This is a genomic window from Rhodoferax sp., from assembly GCF_028714215.1.
Lineage (GTDB): Bacteria > Pseudomonadota > Gammaproteobacteria > Burkholderiales > Burkholderiaceae_C > Rhodoferax.
The window spans coordinates 1-26,976 of sequence record NZ_JAQTMS010000067.1 but is presented as its reverse complement, the minus strand read 5'-3'; the positions used below and the strand labels follow the sequence as shown (position 1 = coordinate 26,976).

25 protein-coding genes and 1 pseudogene are annotated in these 26,976 nt (G+C 63.2%); 21 read left to right on the top strand and 5 right to left on the bottom strand.

Going from position 1 to position 26,976, the window contains the following annotated elements:
* The 3 genes and pseudogenes from PHS32_RS21560 to PHS32_RS21550 all read left to right on the top strand — a co-directional run.
* Window positions 1-359 (top strand): annotated as a pseudogene (locus tag PHS32_RS21560) (energy transducer TonB); the annotation flags it as partial.
* Window positions 360-366: 7 nt separating this feature from the next.
* Window positions 367-1,344 (top strand): glucokinase, encoded by a 978-nt coding sequence (gene glk, locus PHS32_RS21555; protein WP_301081460.1) that lies wholly within the window; start codon window positions 367-369, stop codon window positions 1,342-1,344.
* Between the two features lie 101 nt (window positions 1,345-1,445).
* Window positions 1,446-3,362, top strand: a complete 1,917-nt coding sequence (locus tag PHS32_RS21550) for a glucokinase (RefSeq protein ID WP_301081459.1) — start codon at window positions 1,446-1,448, stop codon at window positions 3,360-3,362.
* A 55-nt stretch (window positions 3,363-3,417) separates the two neighbouring features.
* On the opposite strand, the gene PHS32_RS21545 is transcribed toward PHS32_RS21550, so the two are convergent.
* Window positions 3,418-5,274 carry a glycoside hydrolase family 13 protein gene (locus tag PHS32_RS21545; RefSeq protein ID WP_301081458.1) on the bottom strand — a complete coding sequence of 619 codons (1,857 nt, stop codon included), beginning with the start codon at window positions 5,272-5,274 and terminating at the stop codon, window positions 3,418-3,420.
* A 72-nt stretch (window positions 5,275-5,346) separates the two neighbouring features.
* On the opposite strand from PHS32_RS21545, the gene petA reads away from it, so the two are divergent.
* The gene (gene petA, locus PHS32_RS21540; protein ID WP_301081457.1) at window positions 5,347-5,877 is read left to right on the top strand and encodes a ubiquinol-cytochrome c reductase iron-sulfur subunit; all 531 of its coding nucleotides are present in this window, start codon (window positions 5,347-5,349) and stop codon (window positions 5,875-5,877) included.
* A 41-nt stretch (window positions 5,878-5,918) separates the two neighbouring features.
* On the opposite strand, the gene PHS32_RS21535 is transcribed toward petA, so the two are convergent.
* A complete protein-coding gene (locus tag PHS32_RS21535) occupies window positions 5,919-6,737 on the bottom strand; it encodes a nickel transporter (RefSeq protein ID WP_301081456.1) in 819 nt (272 codons plus the stop codon).
* A gap of 310 nt (window positions 6,738-7,047) precedes the next feature.
* Between PHS32_RS21535 and PHS32_RS21530 the strand changes: the two genes are divergently transcribed.
* The 17 genes from PHS32_RS21530 to PHS32_RS21450 all read left to right on the top strand — a co-directional run bounded on the left by PHS32_RS21530 (window position 7,048) and on the right by PHS32_RS21450 (window position 23,669).
* Complete coding sequence (locus PHS32_RS21530) at window positions 7,048-8,229, top strand: hydrogenase small subunit (protein ID WP_301081454.1); 1,182 nt, start codon at window positions 7,048-7,050, stop codon at window positions 8,227-8,229.
* A gap of 2 nt (window positions 8,230-8,231) precedes the next feature.
* Entirely contained in the window at window positions 8,232-9,221 is a 990-nt protein-coding gene (gene hybA, locus PHS32_RS21525; protein WP_301081453.1) for a hydrogenase 2 operon protein HybA, read from the top strand.
* A gap of 2 nt (window positions 9,222-9,223) precedes the next feature.
* On the top strand, window positions 9,224-10,390 hold the full coding sequence (hybB, locus tag PHS32_RS21520; RefSeq protein WP_301081452.1) for a Ni/Fe-hydrogenase cytochrome b subunit: 1,167 nt from the start codon (window positions 9,224-9,226) through the stop codon (window positions 10,388-10,390).
* Between the two features lie 19 nt (window positions 10,391-10,409).
* Entirely contained in the window at window positions 10,410-12,116 is a 1,707-nt protein-coding gene (locus tag PHS32_RS21515; protein ID WP_301081451.1) for a nickel-dependent hydrogenase large subunit, read from the top strand.
* A 71-nt stretch (window positions 12,117-12,187) separates the two neighbouring features.
* Entirely contained in the window at window positions 12,188-12,679 is a 492-nt protein-coding gene (locus tag PHS32_RS21510; RefSeq protein WP_301081450.1) for a HyaD/HybD family hydrogenase maturation endopeptidase, read from the top strand.
* Between the two features lies 1 nt (window position 12,680).
* Window positions 12,681-12,941, top strand: a complete 261-nt coding sequence (locus PHS32_RS21505) for a HypC/HybG/HupF family hydrogenase formation chaperone (protein ID WP_301081449.1) — start codon at window positions 12,681-12,683, stop codon at window positions 12,939-12,941.
* Window positions 12,938-13,429 (top strand): [NiFe]-hydrogenase assembly chaperone HybE, encoded by a 492-nt coding sequence (gene hybE, locus PHS32_RS21500; protein WP_301081448.1) that lies wholly within the window; start codon window positions 12,938-12,940, stop codon window positions 13,427-13,429. Before PHS32_RS21505 ends, hybE begins: the two co-directional genes overlap by 4 nt.
* A gap of 45 nt (window positions 13,430-13,474) precedes the next feature.
* Window positions 13,475-13,807 carry a hydrogenase maturation nickel metallochaperone HypA gene (hypA, locus tag PHS32_RS21495; protein WP_301081447.1) on the top strand — a complete coding sequence of 111 codons (333 nt, stop codon included), beginning with the start codon at window positions 13,475-13,477 and terminating at the stop codon, window positions 13,805-13,807.
* A gap of 70 nt (window positions 13,808-13,877) precedes the next feature.
* On the top strand, window positions 13,878-14,822 hold the full coding sequence (hypB, locus tag PHS32_RS21490) for a hydrogenase nickel incorporation protein HypB (protein WP_301081445.1): 945 nt from the start codon (window positions 13,878-13,880) through the stop codon (window positions 14,820-14,822).
* Window positions 14,823-14,830: 8 nt separating this feature from the next.
* Window positions 14,831-17,137, top strand: a complete 2,307-nt coding sequence (hypF, locus tag PHS32_RS21485; protein ID WP_301081443.1) for a carbamoyltransferase HypF — start codon at window positions 14,831-14,833, stop codon at window positions 17,135-17,137.
* Window position 17,138: 1 nt separating this feature from the next.
* Window positions 17,139-17,381: a HypC/HybG/HupF family hydrogenase formation chaperone gene (locus PHS32_RS21480; protein WP_301081441.1), complete on the top strand. Its 243-nt coding sequence runs from the start codon at window positions 17,139-17,141 to the stop codon at window positions 17,379-17,381.
* Entirely contained in the window at window positions 17,378-18,505 is a 1,128-nt protein-coding gene (hypD, locus tag PHS32_RS21475; protein WP_301081439.1) for a hydrogenase formation protein HypD, read from the top strand. Before PHS32_RS21480 ends, hypD begins: the two co-directional genes overlap by 4 nt.
* Window positions 18,505-19,569, top strand: a complete 1,065-nt coding sequence (gene hypE / locus PHS32_RS21470; protein ID WP_301081437.1) for a hydrogenase expression/formation protein HypE — start codon at window positions 18,505-18,507, stop codon at window positions 19,567-19,569. The genes hypD and hypE overlap by 1 nt, the downstream gene beginning before the upstream one ends.
* Before the next feature lie 69 nt (window positions 19,570-19,638).
* Window positions 19,639-19,938: a nucleotidyltransferase domain-containing protein gene (locus tag PHS32_RS21465; protein ID WP_301081435.1), complete on the top strand. Its 300-nt coding sequence runs from the start codon at window positions 19,639-19,641 to the stop codon at window positions 19,936-19,938.
* On the top strand, window positions 19,935-20,441 hold the full coding sequence (locus PHS32_RS21460; RefSeq protein ID WP_301081433.1) for a hypothetical protein: 507 nt from the start codon (window positions 19,935-19,937) through the stop codon (window positions 20,439-20,441). The genes PHS32_RS21465 and PHS32_RS21460 overlap by 4 nt, the downstream gene beginning before the upstream one ends.
* A 73-nt stretch (window positions 20,442-20,514) precedes the next feature.
* Window positions 20,515-22,227, top strand: coding sequence for a hydrogenase maturation protein (locus PHS32_RS21455; RefSeq protein ID WP_301081431.1), 1,713 nt, complete (start codon window positions 20,515-20,517; stop codon window positions 22,225-22,227).
* Window positions 22,224-23,669 (top strand): sigma-54 dependent transcriptional regulator, encoded by a 1,446-nt coding sequence (locus PHS32_RS21450; RefSeq protein ID WP_301081428.1) that lies wholly within the window; start codon window positions 22,224-22,226, stop codon window positions 23,667-23,669. Before PHS32_RS21455 ends, PHS32_RS21450 begins: the two co-directional genes overlap by 4 nt.
* A gap of 83 nt (window positions 23,670-23,752) precedes the next feature.
* Here PHS32_RS21450 and PHS32_RS21445 read toward each other — a convergent pair whose 3' ends face one another.
* From PHS32_RS21445 to PHS32_RS21435, 3 genes are read right to left on the bottom strand one after another with little or no spacing between them, the layout of a single operon-like run.
* Entirely contained in the window at window positions 23,753-24,721 is a 969-nt protein-coding gene (locus PHS32_RS21445; protein ID WP_301081426.1) for a tripartite tricarboxylate transporter substrate binding protein, read from the bottom strand.
* Window positions 24,722-24,740: 19 nt separating this feature from the next.
* Window positions 24,741-25,931 carry a CaiB/BaiF CoA-transferase family protein gene (locus tag PHS32_RS21440; protein ID WP_301081423.1) on the bottom strand — a complete coding sequence of 397 codons (1,191 nt, stop codon included), beginning with the start codon at window positions 25,929-25,931 and terminating at the stop codon, window positions 24,741-24,743.
* Window positions 25,928-26,854 carry a hydroxymethylglutaryl-CoA lyase gene (locus PHS32_RS21435; protein ID WP_301081420.1) on the bottom strand — a complete coding sequence of 309 codons (927 nt, stop codon included), beginning with the start codon at window positions 26,852-26,854 and terminating at the stop codon, window positions 25,928-25,930. The genes PHS32_RS21440 and PHS32_RS21435 overlap by 4 nt, the downstream gene beginning before the upstream one ends.
* Window positions 26,855-26,976 lie beyond the last annotated feature (122 nt).

Here is a 26,976-nt window from a genome sequence, read left to right as displayed (position 1 = left end):
TCTCATCCACCGCGCCGTCCATCATGTCGACCGCGGTGGTGCCCAAGGCGCCGGCGGTGATTGCACCGCCACCGCCGCCCGCGCCGCCAGCCAAGCCCGCGCCCAACCGCAACGACATCGGGGTCGCCTGTCCGACCCAGGTGCAGCCGGAGATGCCGCGCAAGGCGATGCAGGAGGGCACCGAGGGCGTCGTGAAGGCGCAGATCCGCATCAAGGGCGGGGTTATCCAGGAGGTCACCATCCTGTCCGGGCCAAGGGTTTTTCATGCTGCCGTCAAGGCCGCTATGCTTCAGTACAAGTGCATCTCCGATGGCGCCGAGGTCGTCGCTACTCAGGAATTTAATTTCAAGCTGGAGTGAATCTAAATTGAATATAGATCAGTGCTACCCCAGATTGCTGGGCGATATTGGCGGCACCAATGCCCGCTGGGCCTGGCAGGAAGCGGCCGGCGCGCCGTTGCAGGACATTTCCGTGCTGCCGTGCCAGGCCAGCGCATCCCTTTACGACTCCGCCACCAATTACCTGGCGGCGACGGGCCATGCGCGCCCGCAGTGCGCCGGCATCGGAATTGCCACTGCCGTCACCGGCGATCTGGTCAGCATGACCAACAACTCCTGGGTGTTTTCGATTGCCCAGTTCAAGCAGGCGCTGGGCCTGCGCCGCTGTCTGGTGATCAATGATTTCACCGCGCTGGCCATGAGCCTGCCGGCGCTGGGGCCGTCCGACTTGCGCCCGATTGGCGCCGGCGCGGCGGTTGCTGGCGCCCCCATCGCCCTGATCGGGCCCGGCACCGGGCTGGGCGTCTCGGGCTTGATAACGACCGACATGGGACAATGCTGCGCCTTGAGCGGCGAAGGCGGGCATGCTACTTTGCCAGTCGTTGACGATCAGGAGTTTGCCGTGTTGGCACTGCTGCGCGCGCGATTTGGCCACGTCAGCGCCGAACGCGTGCTGTCCGGCCCCGGCCTGGTCGACCTGTACCGTGCCGTGTGCGAACTCGATGGTCGGGTGGCGCAGAGTCTGAGCCCGGCCGAAGTCACCGCTGCCGCCATTGCCGGCAGCGATCAAGACTGTGTGAAGACGGCAGAGTTCTTCACCAGTTTTCTCGGCAATGTGGCCGGCAATCTGACCCTGACACTGGGTGCGCGTGGCGGTCTCTACATTGGCGGCGGCATCGTGCCGCTGCTGGGCGAAGCTTTCGATGCCACCCTGTTTCGCCGGCGCTTCGAGGAAAAAGGGCGCTTCAAAGATTACTTGAGTGCAATTCCGAGCTGGATCATCACCGCCTCGACACCAGCCCTGATTGGCGCCTCACGGGCCTTGGACCTGCTGCCGGCGGGATAGGAACTTATCCGCTAAGCTGTTGCGCGGGAACCTTCTGTCAAACCGCCTAAACTGCGGCCTTGCAGGACCGACCTTCAGCCTGTCCGCGACGGATTACTACCATGTCAATGACGCTTTACGACAACCCGCGACTACTGGCCGACATCGGCGGCACCTATGCGCGCTTCACACTCGAAGTTGCACCGGGCGTTTTTGAGCACTCGGTCTCTTTGCGCTGCGCCGACCATGTCGACTTCCACGCGGCCGTAACAGCCTATCTGGCGGGACTCTCCGGCACCTCCTTCGCCGACATCAAGAACGCCGCCGTGGCGATTGCCAACCCGGTATCGGGCGATGAAGTCCGGATGACCAACTACCACTGGCAGTTCTCCATCGAACAGATGCGCGAGCGCCTGCAACTGGACAACCTGGTGGTGGTCAATGACTTCACGGCACTGGCGATGGCGCTGCCCAGTCTGTTGCCGCACCAGCGGCGCCAGATCGGCGGCGGTACCGCCCTGAGCCGCAGCGTGGTCGGCTTGATTGGTGCCGGTAGCGGCTTGGGCGTGTCGGGCCTGATTCCGGCCAACGACGGCTGGGTCGCGCTGGGCACGGAAGGCGGACACACCAGCTTTTCACCGCGCGATGAGCGCGAGTTGGCAATTCTTCAATACGCCTGGCGCTACCACCCGCACGTTTCGTTCGAACGGCTGGTGTCGGGCCCCGGCATCGAACTGATCTACCGCGCGCTGGCCGAGCGCGCCGGCCGCGGCGGCGAGGCCTTGAGCGCGCCCGACATTACACAACGCGCGATCGACCGAAGCGACCCGGTGTGCGTGGAAGTGATCGATGCTTTTTGCGCCATGCTGGGCACGGCGGCGGCGAATCTGGCGGTGACGCAAGGCGCCTTCGGCGGCATCTATATCGGTGGTGGCATCGTGCCGCGCCTGGGCAGCTACTTCGATAGCTCGATTTTTCGCCAGCGCTTCGAAGACAAAGGCCGTTTCACCAACTACATGAAGGGCATCCCGACCTTTGTCATCACCGCCGTTGACGCCACCTTGCTGGGCGCCTCGGTCATCCTGGCGGCCCAGTTGCGAAGCCTGGACTCGGCCCAGGGTTCGGCCATTCTGAGCCAGATCCACCGCGCCCGCAACAATCTCTCGCCGGCGGAACAGCGCGTGGCGGACCACATCCTGGCCCACCCCCGTTCCACGCTGAACGACCCGATTGCCCAGATCGCCCGCGCCGCCGAGGTCAGCCAACCGACCGTGATCCGTTTTTGCCGTTCGCTGGGCTGCGAAGGTTTGTCGGACTTCAAATTGCGGCTGGCTTCCGGCCTGACCGGAACCATGCCGATCACGCACACCCAGGTCACCGGCGAAGACAGCATGCTGGAGCTGGGTGTCAAGGTGCTGGGCAACACGGCGTCCGCCATCCTGCAGGTACGCGACCATCTGAATCGCGAAACCATCGACCGCGCCATCCAGTTGATCAGCGCCGCGCAACGCGTCGAGTTCTATGCCGTCGGCCATTACAGCGTGGTCGCGGACGATGCCCAGTTCAAGTTCCTGCGCATGGGCGTTTCGTCCGTCTCCTACACCGCCCCGCGGTTGCAGGTGCTGGCCGCCAAACTGCTGCGCCCGGAAGTGGTGGCCGTTGTCATCAGCAGCAGCGGTCGGGTTGACGAGTTGCTCGACGTTGTGGAAAAAGCCCATGAGCGTGGCGCCACCGTGATCGCCATCACCGCCAGCCAATCGCCGTTGGCGCGCAAAGCCGATCTGGCACTGATCGTTGACCATGTCGAGGACACCGCAACGCAGGTCCCCATGATCAGCCGCATCCTGCATCTGCTGATGATAGACATACTGGTGGTGGGTGTCAGCCTGCGGCGCGGTGCCCATAACTTGCCGCTGCTGGGCAATGCGGCGACCGCCGCACTCGACGAGACACGACCGACAACGCCGGCCACCCGAGGCTCCAGCCCGGGGGTCAGTGCCGCCGGGGCACTGGCCCACTTGACATCCCACAGCCGTTGATAGCACTGCCCTGTCGCCGGTGGCGGGCGCGGATTCAGAACTTGTTCGTAACGGGCTACCGATCGACTTCCAGCAGCAGCACCGAGCGGGGCGCCAGAGTCAGCGACTTTGCCAGCGAAAGGCGCCGCCCCGAGAGGACGTCGGTGGCGCTCGCCTGGGGTGTCAACATTTCGCGAAAGCGTGACGTGTCCAGTGTGATCGGGGTCAGGTTTTTATTGAACGCCACCATCACCTTCTTGTCTTCCTGGTAACGAAAATAGACGTAGCTGCCATGCTCCGGTGCGAAATGCATCAGCTTGCCGTGGTGTACCACGCTGGCAGTCTTTCTCCAGTTCAGCAGCCGGCGCAGGAACGCCTGCGCGGCTTTTTGCCGCGGGCCCAGCCCGCGTCCGGAAAATGCATCGACCGCGTCACCTGGCCAGCCACCCGGAAAATCGGCCCGTACCTTGCCATCGTCGCGTTGCCTGGGGCTGGCCATCAGTATTTCGGTACCGTAAAAGAATTGCGGAATGCCGCGCATGGTGGCCAGATAAACCATGGCCATCTGGTACAGCCGATAGTCTTGCCCCAACTCGGAGAAGATCCGGCTGGTGTCGTGATTGCCCTCGAAAATCACCAGATTCCCGGCATCGGGATAGAGAAAATCGTTGGCGATAGCCAAGTACAACTTGTCGAACCCGCTGCCGTCTTTGTCGTCGCTTAACAGCCCCTGACGCAAAGCCTCGAAAACCGGAAAATCCATCATGCTGGGAGTCGACGAAAGGTAATGATCAGGGTTGACCTTGCCGCGCTGCCAGTACGAAACGATGGCCGGATTGGAACTCCATTCTTCCCCCACAATGTTGAAACTGGGATACTCCTTCATGATGCGGGCCGACCACCTTGTCAGGAAAGCCGGGTCGGAGTAGGAGTAGGTATCGGTGCGCAGGCCCGACAGTCCCGCGTACTCGATCCACCAGAGGCTGTTTTGTATCAGGTAGTTGGCCAGCAGGGGATTGCGCTGGTTCAGATCGGGCATCTCTGGCGTGAACCAGCCATCGGAAAATTTCTGGCGATCCACGGCCGCTGCGTGCGGGTCCTGAAGGGTGGTCCTCTTGTGATTCGTAATGACAGGTTGGTCCTGAAAATTCAACCAGTCGGCAGTCGGCAAGTCCTTCATCCACCAGTGCCCAGAGCCGATGTGGTTGAGCACCACGTCCTGAATGAAGCCGAGGTTTTTGGCTTTGGCCTTGGCGACCAGATTCCGGTAATCCTGGTTGCTGCTGAAACGGGCATCCACCTGGTACAGATTGGTGGCGGCGTAGCCATGGTAGGAAGTGCGGGGCTGATCGTTTTCCATCAGGGGCGTTGGCCAGATCTGGGTAAACCCCATTTTCGCGATGTAGTCGAGATGCTCGCCGATGCCCTGGAGATCTCCGCCATGGCGACCTGAAGAATTCCTTCTGTCGGCCTTTTCCTTCAGCCCGGCAAGGCTGTCGTTATCCGGATTTCCGTTGGCAAAGCGGTCCGGCGAGATCAGATAAATGGCATCCGAGGAATTGAATCCTTGTCTCTGCGCGGAATGGTCCGGTCTGGCGTTGAGCCGGTAGCGGTAACTGAGGACCGTTTCATTTTGTTGCTTGAACTGAAGGACCAATTCGCCGGCCGGCGCCGCATCGCCGATCTCCAGGTCAATGAACAAATAGTTTTGGTTGACCACGCGAATGACGTCTTTGAGCGTCACCCCTGGATAACTCAAACTGGGCGTCAAGTCCGCGATCCGTTCGCCATGCACCATCAACTGAAGTTGCCCTTCTCGCATGCCAACCCACCAGGATTCGGGTTCAAGATGCCGGATGCGATAGTCAGTGGCCTGGGCATTGAACGCCAGCGTCAAAAAAACAAGAACCAACAGGTGCACAAGAGGTTTCATAAGGATGCGTGAATGCTGCGGCCGAGTGTAAAGCGGGCAAGGTAAGATGGTTGGCATGAGGACTTGGCCACCATGACCCTGGGCACCGTTGGTCGCCGCCACATCATGCTGGTGGCCGGTGCTGGGGCCGTGGCAGGCGGGGCGGCGCTACTGTGGCAGCAGCGCGGCATGTTCGATTCCTACCCGCAGGGCTCACCTCTTGCCGTGGAGCTTGACGCTTTGCCCGAAGGCAAACTGCTGACCGTGGAGTGGCGCGGTTTGCCGGTCTGGGTGCTGCGCCGCTCGGCCGCGCAGATCGCCGCACTGGCAGTCCACGAAAACGCACTGGCCGATCCCGAATCCCGGCAGTCCTTGCAACCGCCCCCCTGTCGCAACCGGCAGCGCTCGCTGCGACCCGACATCTTTGTTGCGCTGGGACTCTGTACGCACCAGGGCTGCACGCCGGCGCTACAGGGCGATAGCGGCTTCCTGTGCCCCTGCCATGCCTCCAGGTACGACCTTGCCGGCCGCGTCTTCAAGGTCGGTCCGGCCAGCACCAATCTGGTAATTCCAGCTCACCACTTTGAAACCGACAACCGGCTATTACTTGGTATTGATGCCTGAGGCGCGAGGTCCGGATGGTGGGGTTGACAGGTTGCCTCAGCTCAAGGCGGCAGCTGCGCCACCGCCGGCGCTCGGGCCAGCCAGCGGGCGCCAAGGAAACTCAGGGCCAGCAGCACAATCACGCTGATTCCGACCTCTACCTCCTTGCCCGCGTACCAGAGCCCGAGGTCAGCGTGCAACCAGCGTGCCAAGCCGAAGGCGGCCACCGCCAGGCTGATGATGGCAACCATCAGACCCATCAGCCGCGAGGCAATCCGGGCCCGCTGATCCGCCTTGCTCAGCAGGCGTGCGATCCACAAGCCGTTGATGCCGTCCATCGCCAGCATGCCGGCGGTAAAGACCAGGCCCAGGGCCAGAGCATGCGCCAAACCGCCGTGCTGTGTGGCGGTGACGGCAAACAACGCGGCCTGGCTCATGGTGTCGAACGACAAGGCAAACAAGGCCCCCACCGCGGCAATCGCCAGGGGATGGGAGGCCGACTGCAGACGTGCCAGCAAGCCGCTCTTGAGGCCAACCGGCGCCACCACGGCATCCGCAGGGCTCAGCAGGACGGCGCGCAGATTGAGCAATCCCAGCAAGCTGAGAAAGCCAATCGAGATCCAGGTGCCGACATCCTCCATCCATCCCGGCACCTGCCAGCGGCTAGCCGCAATGCCGACAGCCAGCGCAATCAGCATGACGATGGAACCATGACCCAGCGAGAACAGCGATCCGCACCAACGCGCCCGCGCCGGCGCCTGCCGCAAGTTGTAGCGGGTCAAGCCGTCGATGGTCGCCAGGTGGTCGGCATCCAGACCGTGTTTGGCACCCAACACAAACACCAGGGTCAGCAGGCCAATCCAGTCGCTCGGCAATTCCATGGGCAATTCCTCAGATCAGGTTAGCAAGTGGTACAGCACAGGCCATCGCCATACAAGAACCATGCCTGCACCGGCCCTCGATTAAACGCCAGAGAATCAAGCCCTGGCGATAGCGGGCAGCCTTCGACCGATTCACAAGCCGGTTAGCAAACCGATTATCAAGTAACCGCTTGAAGTCTGAAATATTGCGCCGCAGCACGCGCAAGTCCTTGAATTAACGACATCGCAAGCCACCAACGCAAGGTGGCGCGCAATTTGCTTTTAGTCCTTCATCCGGTCCGGACGAGACCTGGTTCTAGAAGGAGACAACATGGGCGACATGCACGACATTTTCAACCTCGGTCGCGAGGCTTTGCAGGGCGTGGAACAGCGCCTTGGCATGTCCAGACGCGACTACCTCCAGTTTTGCGCCACCCTGGCGGTCACCATGGGACTGTCCAAGGGGGCCGACGCCGCGGTCGCCAAAGCCATCGAATCGGCCAAGCGGCCCTCCGTCATCTGGCTGCACTTTCAGGAATGCACCGGCTGCACAGAATCGCTGTTGCGGGCCGAGCATCCGACGCTGGAGAAGCTGATTCTGGATGTCATTTCGCTCGACTACCACGAGACCTTGATGGCGGCCGCCGGGCATCAAGCCGAAGCGGCGCGCAAGGACGCCATGAAAGCCAACAAAGGCAAATACGTGCTGGTGGTCGAAGGCGCCATTCCGGTCAAGGAGAACGGCATCTATTGCAAGATTGGCGGTCAGACGGCCATCGATCTGCTCAAGGAATGCGCCGCCGACGCGGCAGCGGTGATTGCCATCGGCTCCTGCGCCTCCTGGGGCGGCATGCCGTCCACCGGACCCAACCCGTCCGGCGCATCGAGCGTGGCCGAAATCCTGGGCAAGCCGGTGGCAACGATCCCCGGCTGTCCGCCCAACCCCTACAACTTCCTGGCCACCGTGGTCCACTTCCTGACCTTCGGCAAGCTGCCCGATGTCGACAAACTGGGACGCCCCAAATTTGCCTACTCCAGGCTGATTCACGAAAACTGCGAACGCCGCGCGCACTTCGATGCCGGTCGCTTTGCGATGGAGTTTGGCGACGCCGGACATCGGCAAGGCTATTGCCTCTACAAACTGGGCTGCAAGGGGCCGGAAACCTACGCCAACTGCCCCACCCTGGGCTTTGGCGATGCCGGCGAGAACAACTGGCCGGTCGGTTGCGGCCACCCGTGTATCGGCTGCACGGAAAAAGGGGTCGGCTTCACCAAGCCGATCCACCAACTTGCCAAGATGGCCAACGTGGCGCCGCCAGCGCAATATGCACGGATCGTGGAGGAGCAAGGCAAGGGCGCTTCATTTGCCTCGGCCGCCGCCCTCGCGGCATTGGCCGGAGCCGCCGCCGGCGCTGCCGTCATGCTGACGCGCAACCTTGGCTTGTCACATGCGGCGGAAGAAGCCGAACGCGCCAAAACCGGGAGCCAGCCCAAAGACAAGGCGCGGGTTTAATCATGGACTCTCGTCGCGATTTCCTCAAAGGGGTTCTCGCAGGCAGCGCCGCAATGACTGCGGCGGTTGTTTCGCAACCTGCCTGCGCCAGGGACACCCTCAGTCGACCGGCCGAAGGGCTTGGCTTGCTGTACGACGCCACGCTGTGCATAGGCTGCAAGGCCTGCGTTGCGGCCTGCAAGGAAGCCAATGGCAACCCGCCCGAGTTTTCCACCGCGGACCATCTGTGGGACACGCCGCTGGATACCTCCGGCTACACCTTCAACCTGATCAAGATGTACCGCAACGGCACGATGGAAACGAAGGACGCCGAGGTCAACGGCTTCGCCTTCATGAAGACGTCCTGCATGCATTGCGCCGATCCGTCCTGCGTTTCGGCCTGCCCGGTATCGGCCATGACGAAAGACCCGGTCACCGGCATCGTCGCCTACGAAGCCAGTGCCTGCGTCGGCTGCCGCTACTGCGTGGTTGCCTGTCCCTTCGGCATTCCCAAATACCAGTACGACTCACCCACCGGCAAGATCGGCAAATGCGAGTTGTGCCGCCATCGATACAAGGACGGTCATTACTCGGCCTGTGCCGAGGTCTGCCCGACCGGCGCCACGCTGTATGGCAAAACCACCGACCTGCTGGCCGAGGCGAAGCGCCGCATTGCGCTCAAACCCGGCAGCCTGACGCGCTATCCGCGCGGCAAGATTGGCGGACCGGACCAGAGTTACGAGGCAGCCGTCGGCAACTACCTGCCGCATGTGTACGGCGAAACCGAGTACGGCGGCACCCAGGTGCTCAAGCTCTCCGCGGTGACGTTCGAGAAGGTAGGCATGCCCGATCTGCCGCCCAAATCGTCGGCCGCAACCTCCGAGACGATACAGCACACGCTCTACGGCGGCCTCGTCATGCCGCTGGTGGTGCTGGGCGCACTCAGTTTCATCGCCAAGAAAAACGTCCATGACGAGGACGATTCTGCGGCCAACGCAAGCGGGGAGAAATGACCATGGCCCAGCAGCAACACACAAAACCGGCACCGGTCGGCGGCAGCCTGATCAATGCCGCAACCCTGGTCTGCGGCATCCTGATTGCCATCATGGCGGCCATCCTGCTGGTGCGCTTCGTTTTTGGCCTGGGCGCGGTCGCCAACATCAATGACGGCTACTCCTGGGGCATCTGGGTGGTGGTCGACGTGATGATAGGCTCGGCGCTGGCCTGCGGCGGCTTCTCGGTCGCCTTGCTGGTCTATATCTTCAACAAGGGCCAGTACCACCCCCTGGTGCGACCGGCGCTGCTGGGCAGCCTGTTCGGCTATACCCTGGCCGGAGGCGGGATCTTCGTCGATCTCGGTCGCTGGTGGAACTTCTGGCACATTTTCTGGCCCGGCTACGTCAACGCCAATTCGGTGATGTTCGAGGTGGCGGCCTGCGTCACGCTCTACATCCTGGTGATGTGGATCGAGTTTTCGCCGGTTTTCCTGGAAAAACTGGGACTGCATGACGTGAAGAAGAAGCTCAACAAACTGCTCTTCTTCTTCATCGCCTTGGGCATTGTTCTGCCGATGATGCACCAGGCCTCGCTGGGCACCATGCTGGTGGTGATGGGCGGGCAGGTCAATCCGCTCTGGCAAACCCCCGTGGTACCGCTGATCTACCTGCTCACGGCGATCATCATCGGCTACGGGGTGGTGCTGTTCGAATCCTGCGTCGCGGCCTCCAGCTACCGGCGCAAGATCGAAATGCACCTGCTGAACCCGATGGCCAAAATCATGCTGGGCGTGCTGGCGGTTTACCTGGTGGTGCGGGTCGGCGATTTGCTGCTGCGCGGGGCGTTTGGCGCGGCCTTCAAACCGAGCTTCGCGGCGCTCGCTTTCTGGGTCGAGAATCTTTGCTTCATCGCGCCTTTCTTCCTGATCGGCAGCGTCGAAGCGCGGCGCAATCCGGCACGCCTGTTTCTGGCCGGCATCGCCATCATGATGGGTGGCATCTTGTTGCGGCTCAATGGCTTCCTCATCGGTTACGGTCATTTCACCGGCTCCGGCTGGACTTATTTCCCCTCGCTGACGGAAGTGCTGGTGACGGTCGGAATGTTCGCGATGGAGGTACTCGGTTACATCATCATCACGCGTCGTTTCCCGGTACTGCCGCGGGAAAACCCAGCGCCGGCCAATTAAATAAAGATGGAGACTAGAAATGTCCAAACGTATAACCATTGATCCGATCACCCGCATCGAGGGCCACCTGCGGATCGACGTCGATATCGACGGCGGCAAGGTGCAAAAAGCCTGGTCGTCGGGCCAGATGTGGCGCGGCGTGGAACTGATCCTGCTGGGACGCGACCCACGCGACGCCTGGGCCATCACGCAGCGCATCTGCGGCGTCTGCACCACGGTGCACGCCATCACCTCGGTGCGCGCGGTGGAAAATGCGCTGAAGATGGAGATCCCGCTGAACGCGCAGTACATCCGCAACCTGATCATCCTGGCGCACTCGGTGCACGACTGCATTGTCCATTTCTACCACCTGTCGGCGCTCGACTGGGTCGACGTCACATCAGCGCTGAAAGCCGATCCGGACAAGACCTCCATCCTGGGTGAGAGTCTCTCCAGTTGGCATCTCAACAGCAAGCACGAGATGCGGCGCGTGCACGAGCGGCTGAAGCATTTTGTCAATGGCGGCCAGCTGGGCATTTTCACCAACGGCTACTGGGGCCATCCGGCCATGAAGCTGTCGCCCGAGGTCAACCTGCTGGCGGTGGCACACTACCTGCAAGCGCTGGAAGTCCAGCGCAAGGCGAACAAGATCGTCTCCATTCTGGGATCCAAAACGCCGCACATCCAGAACGTGGCGGTGGGCGGCGTCGCCAATCCACTGGCCACCGACTCGCAGGCGGTGCTGACGGTGGAACGGCTGATGGCGATCAAGGGCTGGATCGATGAACTGGCCGATTTCGTCAAGAACGTGTACCTGATCGACGTGGCGGCAGTTGGCGCTTTCTATCCCGAGTGGACCACCATCGGCAAAGGCGTCACCAACTACCTGTCGGTGCCGGACATTCCGCTCGATACCAAGGGAACGCAATTTGCCTTCCCCGGTGGCTACATCGACGGCGGCGACCTGTCCAAGCGCAAAGCCATCAGTTCGTTCAACGACGAGTACTGGATCAAGGGCGTGGAAGAGGCGGTCAAGCACTCCTGGTACAGCGACAACAAGGCCGGCCCCCTGCACCCCTACAAGGGCGAAACGCTGCCCAAGTACACCGATTTCAAGGACGACGCCAAGTACTCCTGGCTGAAGTCGCCCACCTTCTACGGCAAGCCGGCCCAGGTTGGCCCGCTGGCCCGGGTCTTGAACGGCCTGGCGGCCGGCCACGCGCCGACCACCAAGTACGCCACCGCGGCACTCGATACCGTCTCGGCGTTGGCAAAGACCAAGATTGGCTTGGGCGCCATGCACTCCACCATCGGCCGGCATGCGGCACGCGCCATCGCCTGCTGCGTCAATGTCGATACGCTGGCCGACCAATGGACCGCCTTGCTGACCAACATGGGCAAAGGCGATCTGGCCACTTTCAACAAGCCGGTGTTTCCCAAGGACGAGGTGATGGGGGTTGGTTTCCACGAGGCGCCGCGCGGTGCGCTGTCGCACTGGGTGGTGATAGCCGACGGCAAGATCAAGAACTACCAGTGCGTGGTGCCCTCGACCTGGAATGCCTGCCCGCGAAACGAGAAGGACGAACCGGGACCGTACGAGGCATCCCTGATGGGCACCCCCATTGCAGACCCGGAAAAGCCGCTGGAGGTGTTGCGCACCATCCACTCCTTCGACCCCTGCATTGCTTGCGCCATCCACCTGACGGACAAGGACAGCCATACTGCCATCTCGATCAAGGCGGTTTAGCTGCCAAAGGGCTTACTATCAAGGGGTCGGCGAGCTGGCGCCGACCCTTTTCTTTGACTGGGTATTGCTTTATGCGTGCAGTTGTTCTGGGTATCGGCAACACCATCCTGACCGATGAGGCGGCGGGTGTGCGCGCCGTCGAACTGCTGGAACAGACTTACCAGGTTCCCGCCAACGTGCAAGTCATCGACGGCGGCACCTCCGGCATGGAGATGATAGAAGACCTCTCCAACCTCGATTTTCTGATCGTCATCGACGTCGTCAAAACCGGTGCGGCGCCGGGTACCGTGGTGAAGATCGCCGGCGACGAAATTCCGGTTTTCTTCCGCCACAAATTATCCCCGCACCAGATTGGCTTGCCGGATGTGCTGGCCAGCCTGGAGCTGCTGGACAGCATGCCCAAAGAAATTGTCGTGCTGGGGGTTGAGCCGATTTCGCTGGCACTGGGCATGGAAATGACCGCCACGGTAGCCGAAAAAGTTCCACGGCTGGTCGATATGGCGGTGGCCGAACTGCTTGCGCGCGGCTATCTGCTGGAAGCGCTGCCGGCAAAGGTCTGTTGAGATGTGTCTGGCCGCCCCTTCGCGTGTGCTTGAAGTTGGTGCCGGCATGGCGCTCACCGAGTGCTTTGGCCAACGCCGCGAGGTCAGCCTGCTGCTGCTCGATGAAGAAATCAAAGTCGGCGATTACCTGCTGATACAGGCTGGTGGTTTTGCCTTCGAGCGCATTGCCCCCGAGCGGGCACTGGAGTCTTTGGCCTTGATGGAAAAGCTGATGGCCGAAGGTGCCGATGCCCGCAGCTGGGGTGAAAAGGCAGTCCGATGAGTTTTCGCATTCACCAGCACAATCCGGCTGAGGCGGTAGAGCAGGCCTTCTTTCGCATCCAGCAAGAACGCATGGCGGACGTGCCGCTTCTGAACTCGGCGCTGGCCGTGGAAGCGATCGATTTTCAGCGCTGGCAAGGGCATTGGCTGGGCATGCTCGTGACCCCCTGGTGCATGAGCCTGCTGCTGCTGCCCGGCAGCGCGCAAACATGGGTCTCGACCGGTGAGAACAAGCGGCGTTTCGTCAAATTCCCGGCCGGCGATTTCGCCTTCCTGGGCAGCGTCGAAGTGGAACTGGGCGAGTTCCAGAGTTGTTCGCTGTTTTCACCGATGGACCAGTTCCCCGCCCAGGCTGAGGCCAGCATGACAGCCCGCGCAGCGTTGATCGGTTTGCTGACGGACCGAAAAGCGTCCGCGACGCTGCCCGGTGAAAAGAAAGTGGCTGACCAGCCCTCGCTCTCGCGCCGGCGTTTTTTCGCTTTGCGCTAAGCTTGGCGTTAACAATCCTTGCGCAGGCTGAATTGAATGCATGAAATGTCGCTCGCTGAAGGGGTGCTGCAGCTGATAGAGGATGCGGCACGGCAGCAGGAATTTTCCAAAGTCAGTACCGTCTGGCTGGAAATCGGACAGCTCTCGGGCGTCGAGGTGGAGGCCATGAAATTCTGCTTTGATGCCGTGACGCGCGACAGCATCGCGCAAGGTGCCCGACTGGAGATCATTGCGCTGCCGGGCAGCGGCTGGTGCATGGCGTGCGCGCTGACGGTCCCGATGAAAGAAGTCTTTGGCGAGTGTCCGCATTGCGGCGGCTACCAGATGCAGGTGACGGGTGGCACTGAAATGCGGCTGAAGGAACTGGAAGTAACGTAAGATTTTTGCGGGACAGACCGCAGCTACGCAAAGCGAGCCAGCTCTGTCCTCAACTTGAAAAGGAAATCCAATGTGTACCACCTGCGGCTGCGGCGCCGGCGAAGTGAAAATCGAGGGTCCGCACTCCCACCATGAGCACGATCATGTGCATGCCGACGGTAGCAGGCACAGTCATGGGCATGGGCACGAGCACTCGGACGAGCTGGCCCATGAGCACCCGCATGCCCACGAACACCCGCACGAGGCCACCGGCGAGCATTCGCACGCCCCGGGTACCAGCAGCAAACGCATGGTGCAGATCGAACTAGATATTCTGGCCAAGAACAATGCCTACGCCCAGCAGAACCGCAAACGTCTGATGGAGCGCGGCATCTTTGCCTTGAATCTGGTTTCCAGCCCCGGCTCCGGCAAAACCACCTTGCTGTGCAAAACCATCACGCTGCTGGAGGGCCAGCCGGTGGCGGTCATCGAAGGCGATCAGCAAACCACGCACGACGCTGAGCGTATCCGCGCCACCGGCGCCCCCGCCATCCAGATCAACACCGGCAAAGGCTGCCATCTGGACGCCCACATGGTGGGGCATGCCATGGAACAACTGGACTTACCGGAGGATGGCCTGCTGATGATAGAAAACGTGGGCAATCTGGTGTGTCCGGCGGCTTTCGATCTGGGCGAGGCGCACAAGGTGGTCATTCTGTCGGTCACCGAGGGCGAAGACAAACCACTCAAATACCCCGACATGTTTCGCGCCGCCAGCCTGATGCTGCTGAACAAGATCGACCTGCTGCCGCATCTGGATTTTGACGTGGCGGCGGCCATCGCTTATGCGCGCCGGGTGAATCCGCAAATTCGTGTCATCCAGCTCTCTGCCAGCAGTGGCGAAGGCATGCCGGAGTGGGTCGACTATCTGCGCCAAGGGGTAGCCGGCGCACGGGCCGCCAAACAGGAAACGGTGGCCGGTCTGAAGCAGCGGATTGCCGAACTGGAAGCCCGCTTGCAACAACCCCTGAGCTGACCACTGCCTTGACTTTGATTGCGCGCCGAATAAGGGTCAGCGGCATCGTCCAGGGGGTCGGCTTTCGACCTTTCGTCTGGCGTTTGGCGCAGGAACTCCAACTCAGCGGCTGGGTCCGCAACGACGCCCGGGGTGTCGAAATTTTTGCCCAAGGCAGCGCCGTGCAAATGGCCGCCTTGCTGGAGCGCCTGCGCAGCGATGCGCCGGCGCTGGCACGCGTGGACCAAGTGCACTCTGAGGACGCCGCAACCACCGGCACCTGCGGGTTCAGCATCGTGGCCAGCGTCAAGGGGCGCTTGGCCACCGCCATCGGTCCTGACGTGGCGGTTTGCCCGGATTGTTTGGCCGAGTTGTTCGATCCAACCGATCGGCGTTGGCGCCACGGCTTCATCACCTGCACCCACTGCGGTCCGCGCTACACGGTGACCCGCACCCTGCCCTACGACCGACCGCAAACCAGTCTGGCGCCCTTCCCCTTGTGCCCGGACTGCGAGCGCGAATACACCACCGCCGCCGACCGGCGCTTTCATGCCGAGACGACCTGCTGCCCGGCCTGTGGCCCGCAGCTTTCGCTGCGCGATGCGCAAGGCCACCATTTCGAAGGCGATCCCATTGCCGTGACTCTGGACCTGCTGCGCGGCGGCGCCATCGTCGCCATCAAAGGGCTGGGCGGCTTTCATCTGGCCTGTGACGCCCGCAACGCAGAAGCTGTGGCGCGCCTGCGGCTGCGCAAGAACCGCGAAGAAAAGCCGTTTGCCGTGATGAGCGCCAACGTGGAAAGTCTGGCGCCCTACGCCAGGATTTCGACTGCCGAGCGCGGCTTGCTGGAGAGCCGTGAGCGCCCGGTCGTGCTGCTGCGCACGCCGACCTCTTGCGACGCGGTCTTGCCCGGCGTGGCGCCCGGTCTGCTCGAATTGGGTGTCATGCTGCCGACCACGCCGATCCACTTTTTGCTGTTCCACGAAGCGGCCGGTCGCCCAGTGGGCACCATCTGGCTGACGGCGCCGCAGGAACTGGTGCTGGTGATGACCAGCGCCAATCCCGGCGGCGAACCGATCGTGCGCGATGGCGTCGAGGCCCGGATACGACTGGCCGGCATCGCCGACGCCCTGCTGGACCACGACCGCGACATTGCGGCGCGCTGCGACGACAGCGTGCTGCGGCCGCTGGGAGCCGGCGCCCAGTTCATCCGGCGCAGCCGGGGCTACGCGCCCAGCGCCATCCGCCTGCCGCAGGCCGGCCCCTCGGTGCTGGCCTTTGGTGCGCACCTGAAGAACTGCGTGTGCGTGAGCCGGGACGATCAGGCGTTTGCCTCGCCACATATCGGCGATCTGGACAATGCAGCGACATGCTCCTTTCTGGACGAAACGGTGGAACGCATGCTGACCCTGCTGGAAGTCAAGCCCGCCCTCGTCGCCCACGATCTGCACCCGGACGACTACAGCACGCGCGCCGCGATCGCGTTTGCCGAGCAGCATGGCTTACCAACCCTCGCGGTGCAGCACCACCACGCCCATATCGCTGCCGTCTGCGCCGAGCACGGCCGGCGCGGCCCGGTGCTGGGCCTGGCGCTGGACGGCGTCGGCCTGGGATCGGACGGCACAGCCTGGGGCGGCGAACTGTTGCGGGTCGATGGTGCGCGCTTCGAACGCCTGGGCCATCTGCGGCCGCTGCCCCTGCCGGGCGGCGACAAGGCGGCACGCGAACCCTGGCGCATGGCGGCGGCGGTGCTGCATGAGCTGGGCCGCAACGCCCAGATCGAGGGGCGTTTTCAGGAGACTGGTGCCGGCATCGTCGCGGGCATGCTGGCACGCGGCTTCAACTGTCCGCGCAGTTCCAGCATGGGCCGTGTCTTCGACGCCGCCGCCGGTTTGCTAGGCCTTTGTTCGCACATGAAGTACGAGGCCCTGGCCGCCATTTTTCTGGAGCAGGCGGCGACTCGCCACATGGAGCGGCATGGCTGGCCAGCTCCCATGGCCGGCGGCTGGAACGTCAACCCCGATGGCCAACTCGATCTGCGGGCGCTGCTGGCGGCGCTGGATGGCGCGCCGGATGTCGATCTGGCGGCAGCTCGCTTTCACGCCACGCTGGTGGCTGCTCTGGCCGACTGGGTCATGCGGACCGCGCGGGCCAGTGACCTCACCATTCTGGCCTGGGGCGGCGGCTGCTTTCTGAACTCCCTGTTATCGTCCGGACTGCGGCAGAATCTGGAACAGCAAGGTTTGCAGGTATTGGCGCCCCGGCGTTTGTCACCGGGCGACGCCAGCATCGCCGTTGGGCAAGCCTGGGTCGCAATCAATTCTTTGGAGCAGTGAAATGTGTCTGGCACTCCCGGTCAAAGTGATGGCAGTCGGCGCCGGTCCGGCCGGCGACTGGGCGCTGGTCGATCTGGGTGGCGTGCAGAAAGAGATTTCACTGGCGCTATTGGACGGCGTCCAGGTCGGCGACTACGTGATCCTGCATGTCGGCTACGCCCTGTCCAAACTGGACCCCCAAGAAGCCGAAAAAACGCTGGCGTTGTTTTCCGAGCTGCAAGAAACCAAGGCCGCGGCGCTGTGAAATACATCGACGAATTCCGCGATGGCGCGGTGGCCCGCACTTTGGCCGACAAGATTGCGGCAACAGTGGCGAGCGAGCGAAGCTACAGTTTCATGGAATTTTGCGGCGGCCATACCCACGCCATCTCGCGCTACGGCCTCTCGGATCTGCTGCCGCGGAATGTGCGCATGGTGCATGGCCCCGGCTGCCCGGTCTGCGTATTGCCGATCGGACGCATCGACATGGCGATCAATCTGGCGCTGACGCGTGGTGTGATTCTCTGCACTTACGGCGATACCTTGCGCGTGCCCGCGTCCGACGGTTTGTCTCTGATGAAAGCGAAAGCCCGCGGCGGCGACATTCGCATGGTCTACTCGACGCTGGACGCGCTGCAAATCGCGCGCGACAACCCACAACGCGAAGTGGTATTTTTTGCCATCGGTTTCGAGACCACGACGCCACCGACGGCATTGGCGATCCAGCAGGCGCAGCAGGAGCAGTTGGCCAACTTCAGTGTGCTGTGCTGCCATGTTCTGACGCCGGCGGCGATCAGCCAGATTCTGGAATCGCCCGAGGTGCGCCAGTGGGGCACCGTGCCGATCGACGGTTTCATCGGTCCGGCCCACGTCTCCACCGTGATCGGCAGCCGGCCCTACGAATTTTTTGCCGAGGAATACCGCAAGCCGGTGGTGATCGCCGGCTTCGAGCCGCTGGACGTGATGCAAGCGGTTTTGATGCTGGTGCGCCAGGTCAACGAGGGCCGCGCCGAGGTCGAAAACGAGTTCGCCCGCGCCGTCACGCGCGACGGCAACCTGAAAGCCCAGGACCGGGTCGCCGAGGTGTTCGAACTGCGCCGTGAATTCGAGTGGCGCGGGCTCTCGGTGGTACCGTATTCAGCGCTGAAGATTCGAGAAAAGTACGCTGTCTTCGACGCCGAACAGCGCTTCCATCTTGAGTACCGATCGGTGCCGGACAACAAGGCCTGCGAATGCGGCGCCATTTTGCGCGGCGTCAAGCGGCCGCAGGACTGCAAGATCTTCGGCACCGTCTGCACGCCGGAAAATCCGATCGGCTCCTGCATGGTCAGCAGCGAGGGTGCCTGTGCCGCGCATTACAGTTACGGACGCTACAAGGACATGAACTGATGGCTGAAGTCAAAAGAGGCTACGTGCGCCCGCTCGATTTGAAACACGGTCGCGTTGATCTGACCCATGGCTCGGGCGGTCGCGCCATGGTGCAACTGATCGCCGAGCTGTTCACGCGGCATCTGGGCAACCAGTACCTGGGCCAGGGCAACGACGGCGCCGTGCTGCCGGCGCCCATGCTCGATGGCAAGCCGGCGCGGCTGGTGATGTCGACCGATAGCCACGTCGTTTCCCCGCTGTTTTTTCCCGGCGGCGACATTGGCAGCCTGTCGGTGCATGGCACCGTCAACGACGTGGCGGTGATGGGTGCCACGCCCCTGTACCTGGCGGCAGGATTCATTCTGGAAGAAGGTTTTGCCTTGAGCGACCTGGCGCGAATCGTCGAATCGATGGCACGGGCCGCACGCGCCGCTGGCGTGCCGGTGGTGACCGGCGACACCAAGGTGGTGGAGCGCGGCAAAGGCGACGGTGTTTTCATCAACACCACGGCGGTCGGTGTCCTGCCCGACGGCCTGGAGCTGGGCGGCAGCCGGGCGCGGCCCGGCGATGCGGTGCTGCTGTCGGGCTCCATCGGTGATCACGGTGTGGCGATCATGAGCAAGCGCGAAAACCTGTCGTTCGAGGCCCCCATTGTTTCCGACAGCGCCGCACTCAATGGCCTGATTGCCCGGATGCTGGGGACCAAGGCCGATATCCGCTGCCTGCGCGACCCGACCCGCGGTGGACTGGCGGCCACGCTGAACGAAATTGCCGGGCAGTCCGGCGTCGGCATGATGCTGCAGGAGAAGGCCATTGCGGTGAAACCGGTGGTGGCTGCCGCCTGCGAATTGCTGGGCCTGGACCCGCTCAATGTCGCCAACGAGGGCAAGCTGATCGCCATCTGCGCCAGCGCCGATGCGCCACTCCTGCTGGCCGCCATGCGCGCCCATCCACTGGGCCAGGACGCCGCCCAGATCGGCCAGGTGATGGCCGACCCGCATCATTTTGTGCAACTGACCACCGCTTTTGGCGGCCGGCGCATCGTCGACTGGCTGGCCGGCGACCAACTGCCGCGCATTTGCTGACGGGACGGGGTTGGCCTGACAGTTGTACCCGTTACCGTAGTCGGTCAAGGTTCCGCATAATATGGACCCATGCGTATTACCCCTGAACAGATCGTCGCTATTCGCAAGGGTGTATCCCAGCTTGCGGGCGATGCTGCGCGGATCTGGCTATTTGGTTCGCGCGTGCGCGATGATGCGCGGGGCGGCGACGTGGACCTGCTGTTGGAATTGGACGAGGCAGTGGCTGAACCGGCGCAACTCTCTGCCCGACTGGCAGCGCAAGTGTCGCGCGCGATGTATGGCCGCAAGGTGGACGTGCTGATCAAAGCCCCCAATTTGAAGTTTTTGCCGATTCACTCCATCGCTCTTGCAGAAGGCATACGCTTATGAGAATCACGCCATCCCAAACTGCTCGCCTTGAATTCCTGGCGCGTGTGACAGACAAGGAGTGTCAGCATTTGCTTGATACGGACGGACGTTTGTTCGGCAAGCCGTTCACCATTGAAGAAGCACAGAAAATTGAATCGGACCCCGTTCTGGCCGAGCGTCTGGATGCCTTTGTTTCGCGCTTTGGCAGACTGCAGGACACCGTAGGCGACAAACTACTGCCTGCCTTGCTCACGGCGTTGGCGGAAACACCAGGCCCGGCCATCGATAACTTGGACAAGGCTGAAAAATTTGGCTTTGTCGAGTCTGCCGATGTCTGGATGGAAATACGCCGCCTTAGAAATCAGATGGTGCATGAATACATTGAAGATCTGGCCGTGCTGACAAGTGCCCTGCGCAGTGGTCACGCTTTTGTGCCTGTGCTGGTAACGGCTGCGGGGCACTGCGTGGCAGAAGCACGTCGCCTGCTCACTGCGCAGACGGCCACGCCCGCGTCAAACGCATGAAGCTGAAATTCAAAAAGCCGGCCTACCTGACCCATGCCGTCGTGGCAGATTGCCTTGCCGGGCCAACCTAAGCATGCGCATCCTGCTGCTGACCCACGCCTTCAACAGCCTGACCCAGCGTCTGGCGGCTGAACTGCGCCAGCGCGGGCACGATATCTCGGTCGAGTTCGATATCGCCGACAGCGTTACCGAGGAAGCGGTGGCGCTGTTTGCGCCGGATCTGATTGTGGCGCCCTACCTGCGCCGCGCCATTGCGCCGGCGATCTGGTCGCGCCACGTCTGCCTGATCGTTCACCCCGGCATAGTGGGCGACCGCGGACCCTCGGCGCTGGACTGGGCGATTCAGGAAGGTCAGACCGAATGGGGTGTCACGGTGTTGCAGGCCGAGGCTGAAATGGACGCCGGGCCGGTCTGGGCCAGCGCCAGTTTTCCCATGCGCGCTGTCAAGAAGTCCAGCCTCTACCGCAACGAGGTAACGCAGGCGGCAACGACCGCGGTGCTGCAAGCGGTGCAGCGCTTTGCCTCAGGCAACTTTGTGCCGCAGGCACTGGCGACTTTTACGGCGCCGCGCGGGCGCTTGAGGCCCCTGATGAAGCAGAGCGACTGCAGCCTGAATTGGGAGCGTGACGACAGCGCCACGGTGCTGCGCAAGATGCACGCGGCCGATGGCTTTCCGGGCCTGGCGGACAGCCTGTTCGGTGAGCCCTGCCAGTTGTTCGATGCCTGGCCCGAAGCGACCCTGCGCGGTGCCGCCGGCACCTTGCTTGGACGTCGCGAAACCGCCTTGCTGCGCGCCACGGTGGACGGCGCGGTCTGGATCGGCCATGTCAAAAGAAACAACAGCATCAAGCTGCCGGCCAGCCTGGCGTTCCAGCGCGAGGCCCTGGCCCTGCCTGAGCTGCCGCTGGAGAGTTACTGGCGCAGCGACGCCGCCACCTGGCAGGACATTGCCTACGCTGAGCAGGGTGCGGTCGGCTTCCTGCATTTCGAGTTCTACAACGGCGCCATGTCGACGACGCAATGCGAACGCCTGCGCTATGCGGTGCGCTGGGCCAGGCAGCGGCCGACCCAGGTTCTGCTGCTGATGGGCGGCGGCGATTTCTGGTCCAACGGCATTCACTTGAATGTGATCGAGGCCGCCAGCCTGGGCCAGGGCTCGGCGGCCGACGAATCCTGGCGCAACATCAATGCCATGAACGATCTGGCACTGGAGTTGATCAACACCCAGCAGCACATCACGGTGGCGGCGCTGGGCGGCAACAGCGGTGCCGGCGGTTGCTTTCTGGCGCGCGCCTGCGACCTGGTCTGGACCCGTGAGACCGTGCTGCTCAATCCGCACTACAAGAACATGGGCAACCTGTACGGTTCCGAGTACTGGACCTACCTGCTGCCGCGCCGGGTCGGCCTGGACGCGGCCAGCGCCATCATGCGCAACCGGCAGCCGTTGACGGCGCAGCGCGCACTGGAGATCGGCTTTACCGATGCCTGCCTGAGTGGCGACGCGACTGCGTTCCACAGCGAGGTGGCACGGCGCGCGGCGGCGCTGGCGGCGGCACCCGACCTGGCATTACGGATTGCCGCCAAACGCGAGGCGCGTGAACGCGATGAAGCAGTCAAACCCTTGGCCGCTTACCGTGAAGAGGAACTAAGCCACATGCGACGCAATTTTTATGGCTTTGATCCCAGCTACCATATCGCGCGCCATCATTTCGTGCACAAGTCGCCGGCCTCGTGGACGCCGCGCCATCTGGCGCGCCATCGGGATCTGGGTTGGAGGGGGTCATGACCACCCGCACGCCCCTGTCGGTACTGGTGGTCGACGACGAACAGCGCTCGCTGGAGACCTTGCGCCGCACGCTGGAAGACCACTTCACCATTTTCACGGCGATCTCGGCGGAAGAAGGCCTGGGCGTGATGGAGGGCGAGTACGTCCAGATCGTGCTGTCGGATCAGCGCATGCCGGGGACTTCCGGCGTCGAGTTCCTGCGCAGCGTGCGTGCCCGCTGGCCCAACACGGTGCGCCTGATCCTGTCGGGGCATACCGATGCCCAGGACATCATCGCCGGCATCAATGAAGCCGGCATCTGGCAATACCTGCTCAAACCCTGGCACCCCGACCAGTTGCTGCTAACCCTGCAAAGTGCCGCCGAATTGTGGCGCTTGCAGCAGGAAAACCAGCGCCTGACGCTGGAATTGCGGGCCAGCCCGGAGCAGCTTTCACAACGGGTGGCGAACCTGCGTCTGAAGGCCAAAAGCCAGGCCGGTTTCGACCGCCTGACACGCGCCGCGGACAGCCCCTTGAACGCGGTCTGCGCCCTGGCCGAGAAGATTTCCGGCCACGACCTGTCGGTCCTGATCACCGGCGAATCGGGCACCGGCAAGGAGTTGCTGGCGCGCGCCATCCACTACGCCAGCACCCGCGCCGAGCAGCCCTTCGTGGTGGAAAACTGCGGTGCCATGCCCGACACCTTGCTGGAAAGCGAACTGTTCGGCCACCGGCGCGGTGCTTTTACCGGTGCCACCGAATCGCGCATCGGCCTGTTTCAGCAAGCCGATGGCGGCACCCTGTTCCTCGACGAGATCGGCGAGACCTCGCCGGCGTTTCAGGTCAAGCTGCTGCGCGCCCTGCAAGAGGGCGAGGTGCGCCCGGTCGGCAGCCCGCGTCCGGTGGCGGTGGACGTGCGCCTGATTGCGGCCACGAATCGCAATCTGGAGGCTGACGTGGCCAGCGGGCGCTTTCGCGAAGACCTGTACTACCGGGTCGCCGGCATCACGCTTTATCTGCCGGCGCTGCGCGAGCGGCCGCAGGACATTGCGCCCATCGTTTCGCAGATGCTCAAGACCTCGGCGCTGAGCGGCCGCCAGATGTCGGAAGAAGCCATGAATTGCCTGGTGGCCCATGTCTGGCCGGGCAATGTGCGTGAACTGCAAAACGAGGTGCGCCGTGCCCTGGCGCTGGGTGATGGCCCCAGCCTGGGTGCCGAACTGCTGTCACCCCGGCTGCGCCGACCGCCCACATTGGCGGCGGCCGTTGCCGACGCCGCGGCCACCGATTCAAGCCTGCTCAAGCACCAGTTGGAACGTGTCGAGGCGCAAGTGATACGCGAAGCGATGCGGCGCCACAAGGGCAACAAGACGCACGTCGCCGACGAACTCGGTCTGACGCGCGTCGGCCTGCGCATGAAGCTGATGCGCCTGGGGCTGGAGAAGGACAGAAGCCCGTTTTAGACGCTGCGCGATGGTGCCCATCAAGCAGCATCATGGTCGACGTTTCATCAACTCGCCGAACGGCAGCAGCCCGGCAAAGGCAATCACTGCTGCTCTATGCCGGCTTTCTTCACCAGAGCGGCGTACTTGGCCTTTTCGCTGCGGAAGAACTGCATCGCCTGATCCGCCGCCCCGACGTTGATCACGTTGCCCTGCTTGCTCATCGCGTCCTTGACCGCCGGGTCGTTGAAGGCGCTGACCAGCGCGGCGTGCACTCTTTGCACTTCGGCCGACGGCAAGCCCTTGGGACCCAGCACCGCGAACCAGGCCTCCACCACGTAATTCGGCAGACCTTGCTCAACGAAGGTCGGGATTTCGGGCGCGGCGGCGACGCGCTGCGAAGTTGCCACACCGATGGCGCGCAGCGCGCCCGACTTGATGTGCGCTTGCACGCTGGGCAGCGCGGCGGTGGCGAACTGGACCTGGCCGCCAATCAGGTCGGTCAGCATCGGCCCCACCCCTTTGTAGGGGATGTGGTGCGCCTTGACGCCGGCCTCGTCGAGAAACATTTCGGTGGCCAGGTGCAGGATGGTGCCGTTGCCACCGGAGGCAAAGTTCAGGTCGCCGCCCTTGCTCTTCAAAAGTGCGATCAGTTCCTTCGAATTGTTGGCCGGCACCTTGGCGTTGACCACCAGCACCACTGGCGTGTAACCGACTACCGCGATCGGCGTGAAGTCGCCCGGCATGTCGAAGGTCAGCGACTTGTAGACGCTGGGGAAGATCACGACATTGTTCGACACCACGCTGAGCGCGAAGCCATCGGCCGGCGAGCGCGCCAGCGCCTGCAAGCCGACGATGCCGCCGGCGCCGGGCTGGTTGTCGACCACCACCGCGTGGCCCAGGGCCTTGCTTAGCGCCGGCTGCGCGGCGCGCGTGATGGTGTCCACGCCCGAGCCGGTGGCGTTGGGCAGGATGAAGCGGATGGCCTTGTCGAGCTGCGCGAAGGCCGGTGCGGCCAGGCCGGCGGCCAGACCGATCAGCAACTCGCGGCGTTTCAATTGAGTCAAGTTCATGGTTTGAGTCTCCTTTTGTTCAGGCCACCACGGCCTGGGTTTTTAATTGATCGATTTCGGCCGGCGCGTAACCCAGCCCTTGCAGCAGTTCATCGGTGTGGGCACCCAGGCGTGGCGGCTGCAAGCGCACCGCCAGCCGCTGGCCGTCCATCGTAATCGGAAACAGCGTGGTCTTGACGGTCTGCCCGGCCTTGTCGCCGTCCGGCAGTACCACGTCGGCCAGTCCGCCGGTGGCGTTCAGATGCGGATCGTCGAACAAGTCCTCGGGCCGGCGGATCGGCGCAAACGGCAAACCGGCCTGCTCGAACAGCGCCGCCAGTTCGGCCGCGCTGCGGTCCGCCAGACGCTCGCGCAGCGTTGCCAGCAAGCGCGGACGTTGCCGCACGCGGTCGTTATTGGTGGCCAGCGCCGGGTCGGCCTTGAGGTCGGCGAAGCCCAGCACCTCGCACAGGGTTGCGAATTGCGCATCGCTGACCGCGGCCAGGAAGATTTGCTCGCCGTCCTTCACCGTGAACACGTCGTACACGGCCCACGGGTTGTCGCGCGCCGGCATCGGCTGCGGGTGTTTTCCGGTCACCGCGTACTGCAGCATGTGCTGCCCCATCAGGAACACGTTGTTCTCGAACAGGGCCGACTGCACTTCCATGCCGCGGCCCGAAATGCCGCGCTGGATCAACGCCCCCAAGGCACCGATGGCGCCAAACAGCCCGCCCATGATGTCGTTGACACTGGTGCCGGCACGCAGCGGGTCGCCCGGACGCCCGGTCATGTAGGCCAGCCCGCCCATCATCTGCACCACTTCGTCGAGCGCCGTCCGATGCTCGTAGGGGCCTGGGAGAAAACCCTTGTGGCTGACATAGATGAGACGTGGATTGAGCGCTGAAAGAGCGGCGTAATCGAGGCCGAACTTGACCAGCGTGCCGGGTTTGAAGTTCTCGATCACGATGTCGGCGCTGAGCGCCAGACGCCGCGCCAGGGCGGCCCCGGCAGGCAGCTTGAGGTCGATTCCGATGCTCTTCTTGTTGCGGTTGAACATCGGAAAAAAGCCGGCGCCGGCGCCCAGCAGCCGACGCGTGCCCTCGCCCTCCATCGGTTCGACCTTGATCACTTCGGCGCCCAGGTCGGCCAGCATCATGCCGCAGGTGGGGCCCATCACCATGTGGGTGAATTCGACGACCCGCAGGCCGCTCAGGGGTTGGGGTGCATTCATACCAAATCCTTCATGGTCTTGGGCAGGCCGGCGCGCCACAGCGTGCCGTGCAAGGTTTCGCCGATCAGCCACTGTGCCAGGCGTGCGCGCAGCGCGATCAGCGCATCGAAGTCCAGGCCGGTGGCGACGTCCATGCTGGCAAACAGGTAGGCCAGGTCTTCCGTCACCACATTGCCGCTGGCACCGGGCGCATGCGGGCAGCCGCCGATGCCGGCCAGGCAGGCGTCGAAGCGGCGCACACCAACTTGCCAGGCGGCAAACACATTGGCCATGCCCAGACCGCGCGTATCGTGGAAGTGGCCGCAGGCCAGACGCTCACCGGCCAGCTTGAAGCCTTTCTCGAACAAACGCGACACCTGTAGCGGATCGGCGTAGCCCACGGTATCGGCCAGTCCGACCCGGTCGGCACCGGCGTCCAGCGCCGCCTGCAACAGGCGCAGCACTTCGCTTTCCTCAACCCGGCCCTGCAGGGTGCAGCCGAAGGCGGTGCTGAGGCCTACTTCGATCAGGCAGTTGGCGCCGCTGCTGTCACGCAGCGCGCGTATTTTTGCAATCTCGGCCACCACCGCGTCGGGTGTCTTGTGCAGGTTGGCCAGGCTGTGGGCATGGCTGGCCGAGAGCGGCAGCAACATCAGATCGGCCTGTGAATCGAGCGCCGCCTGCGCGCCCTTGAGATTGGGTACCAGCACCGAGGTCAGCAAGCCCGGCAGGGTTTTTCCAAGGGCCACCAGTTGCGCCGTGTCGGCCAGTTGCGGCAGCAGCCGCGCCGGTACGAAAGAGCCGACCTCGATCTCGCGCAGGCCGGCCGCATAAGCGCCGCGCAGCCACTCCAGCTTGTGTTCGGTGGGCAGCGTGCGCGCGATGCTTTGCAGGCCGTCGCGCAGTCCGACTTCGCGCACGATGACAGGGGAGTTGGTATTCATTGGTAGACGTTGGCTCGCAAAAAGGCCCGAAGGCCGGTTAGAGAGCCAACGCCCCCTTTCAAACCGTGCATGCGGATTTCCCGCACACGGCTTACCAGTGGTCTGTCGGCTCGCAGCATTAC

Bases quoted from the DNA above. Each gene is read 5' to 3' on its own strand.
- PHS32_RS21550 (WP_301081459.1), top strand. From the start codon at position 1,446: ATGTCAATGACGCTTTACGACAACCCGCGACTACTGGCCGACATCGGC.
- PHS32_RS21545 (WP_301081458.1), bottom strand. From the start codon at position 5,274: ATGAAACCTCTTGTGCACCTGTTGGTTCTTGTTTTTTTGACGCTGGCG.
- petA (WP_301081457.1), top strand. From the start codon at position 5,347: ATGACCCTGGGCACCGTTGGTCGCCGCCACATCATGCTGGTGGCCGGT.
- PHS32_RS21535 (WP_301081456.1), bottom strand. From the start codon at position 6,737: ATGGAATTGCCGAGCGACTGGATTGGCCTGCTGACCCTGGTGTTTGTG.
- PHS32_RS21530 (WP_301081454.1), top strand. From the start codon at position 7,048: ATGGGCGACATGCACGACATTTTCAACCTCGGTCGCGAGGCTTTGCAG.
- hybA (WP_301081453.1), top strand. From the start codon at position 8,232: ATGGACTCTCGTCGCGATTTCCTCAAAGGGGTTCTCGCAGGCAGCGCC.
- hybB (WP_301081452.1), top strand. From the start codon at position 9,224: ATGGCCCAGCAGCAACACACAAAACCGGCACCGGTCGGCGGCAGCCTG.
- PHS32_RS21515 (WP_301081451.1), top strand. From the start codon at position 10,410: ATGTCCAAACGTATAACCATTGATCCGATCACCCGCATCGAGGGCCAC.
- PHS32_RS21510 (WP_301081450.1), top strand. From the start codon at position 12,188: ATGCGTGCAGTTGTTCTGGGTATCGGCAACACCATCCTGACCGATGAG.
- PHS32_RS21505 (WP_301081449.1), top strand. From the start codon at position 12,681: ATGTGTCTGGCCGCCCCTTCGCGTGTGCTTGAAGTTGGTGCCGGCATG.
- hybE (WP_301081448.1), top strand. From the start codon at position 12,938: ATGAGTTTTCGCATTCACCAGCACAATCCGGCTGAGGCGGTAGAGCAG.
- hypA (WP_301081447.1), top strand. From the start codon at position 13,475: ATGTCGCTCGCTGAAGGGGTGCTGCAGCTGATAGAGGATGCGGCACGG.
- hypB (WP_301081445.1), top strand. From the start codon at position 13,878: ATGTGTACCACCTGCGGCTGCGGCGCCGGCGAAGTGAAAATCGAGGGT.
- PHS32_RS21480 (WP_301081441.1), top strand. From the start codon at position 17,139: ATGTGTCTGGCACTCCCGGTCAAAGTGATGGCAGTCGGCGCCGGTCCG.
- hypE (WP_301081437.1), top strand. From the start codon at position 18,505: ATGGCTGAAGTCAAAAGAGGCTACGTGCGCCCGCTCGATTTGAAACAC.
- PHS32_RS21465 (WP_301081435.1), top strand. From the start codon at position 19,639: ATGCGTATTACCCCTGAACAGATCGTCGCTATTCGCAAGGGTGTATCC.
- PHS32_RS21460 (WP_301081433.1), top strand. From the start codon at position 19,935: ATGAGAATCACGCCATCCCAAACTGCTCGCCTTGAATTCCTGGCGCGT.
- PHS32_RS21455 (WP_301081431.1), top strand. From the start codon at position 20,515: ATGCGCATCCTGCTGCTGACCCACGCCTTCAACAGCCTGACCCAGCGT.
- PHS32_RS21450 (WP_301081428.1), top strand. From the start codon at position 22,224: ATGACCACCCGCACGCCCCTGTCGGTACTGGTGGTCGACGACGAACAG.
- PHS32_RS21445 (WP_301081426.1), bottom strand. From the start codon at position 24,721: ATGAACTTGACTCAATTGAAACGCCGCGAGTTGCTGATCGGTCTGGCC.
- PHS32_RS21440 (WP_301081423.1), bottom strand. From the start codon at position 25,931: ATGAATGCACCCCAACCCCTGAGCGGCCTGCGGGTCGTCGAATTCACC.
- PHS32_RS21435 (WP_301081420.1), bottom strand. From the start codon at position 26,854: ATGAATACCAACTCCCCTGTCATCGTGCGCGAAGTCGGACTGCGCGAC.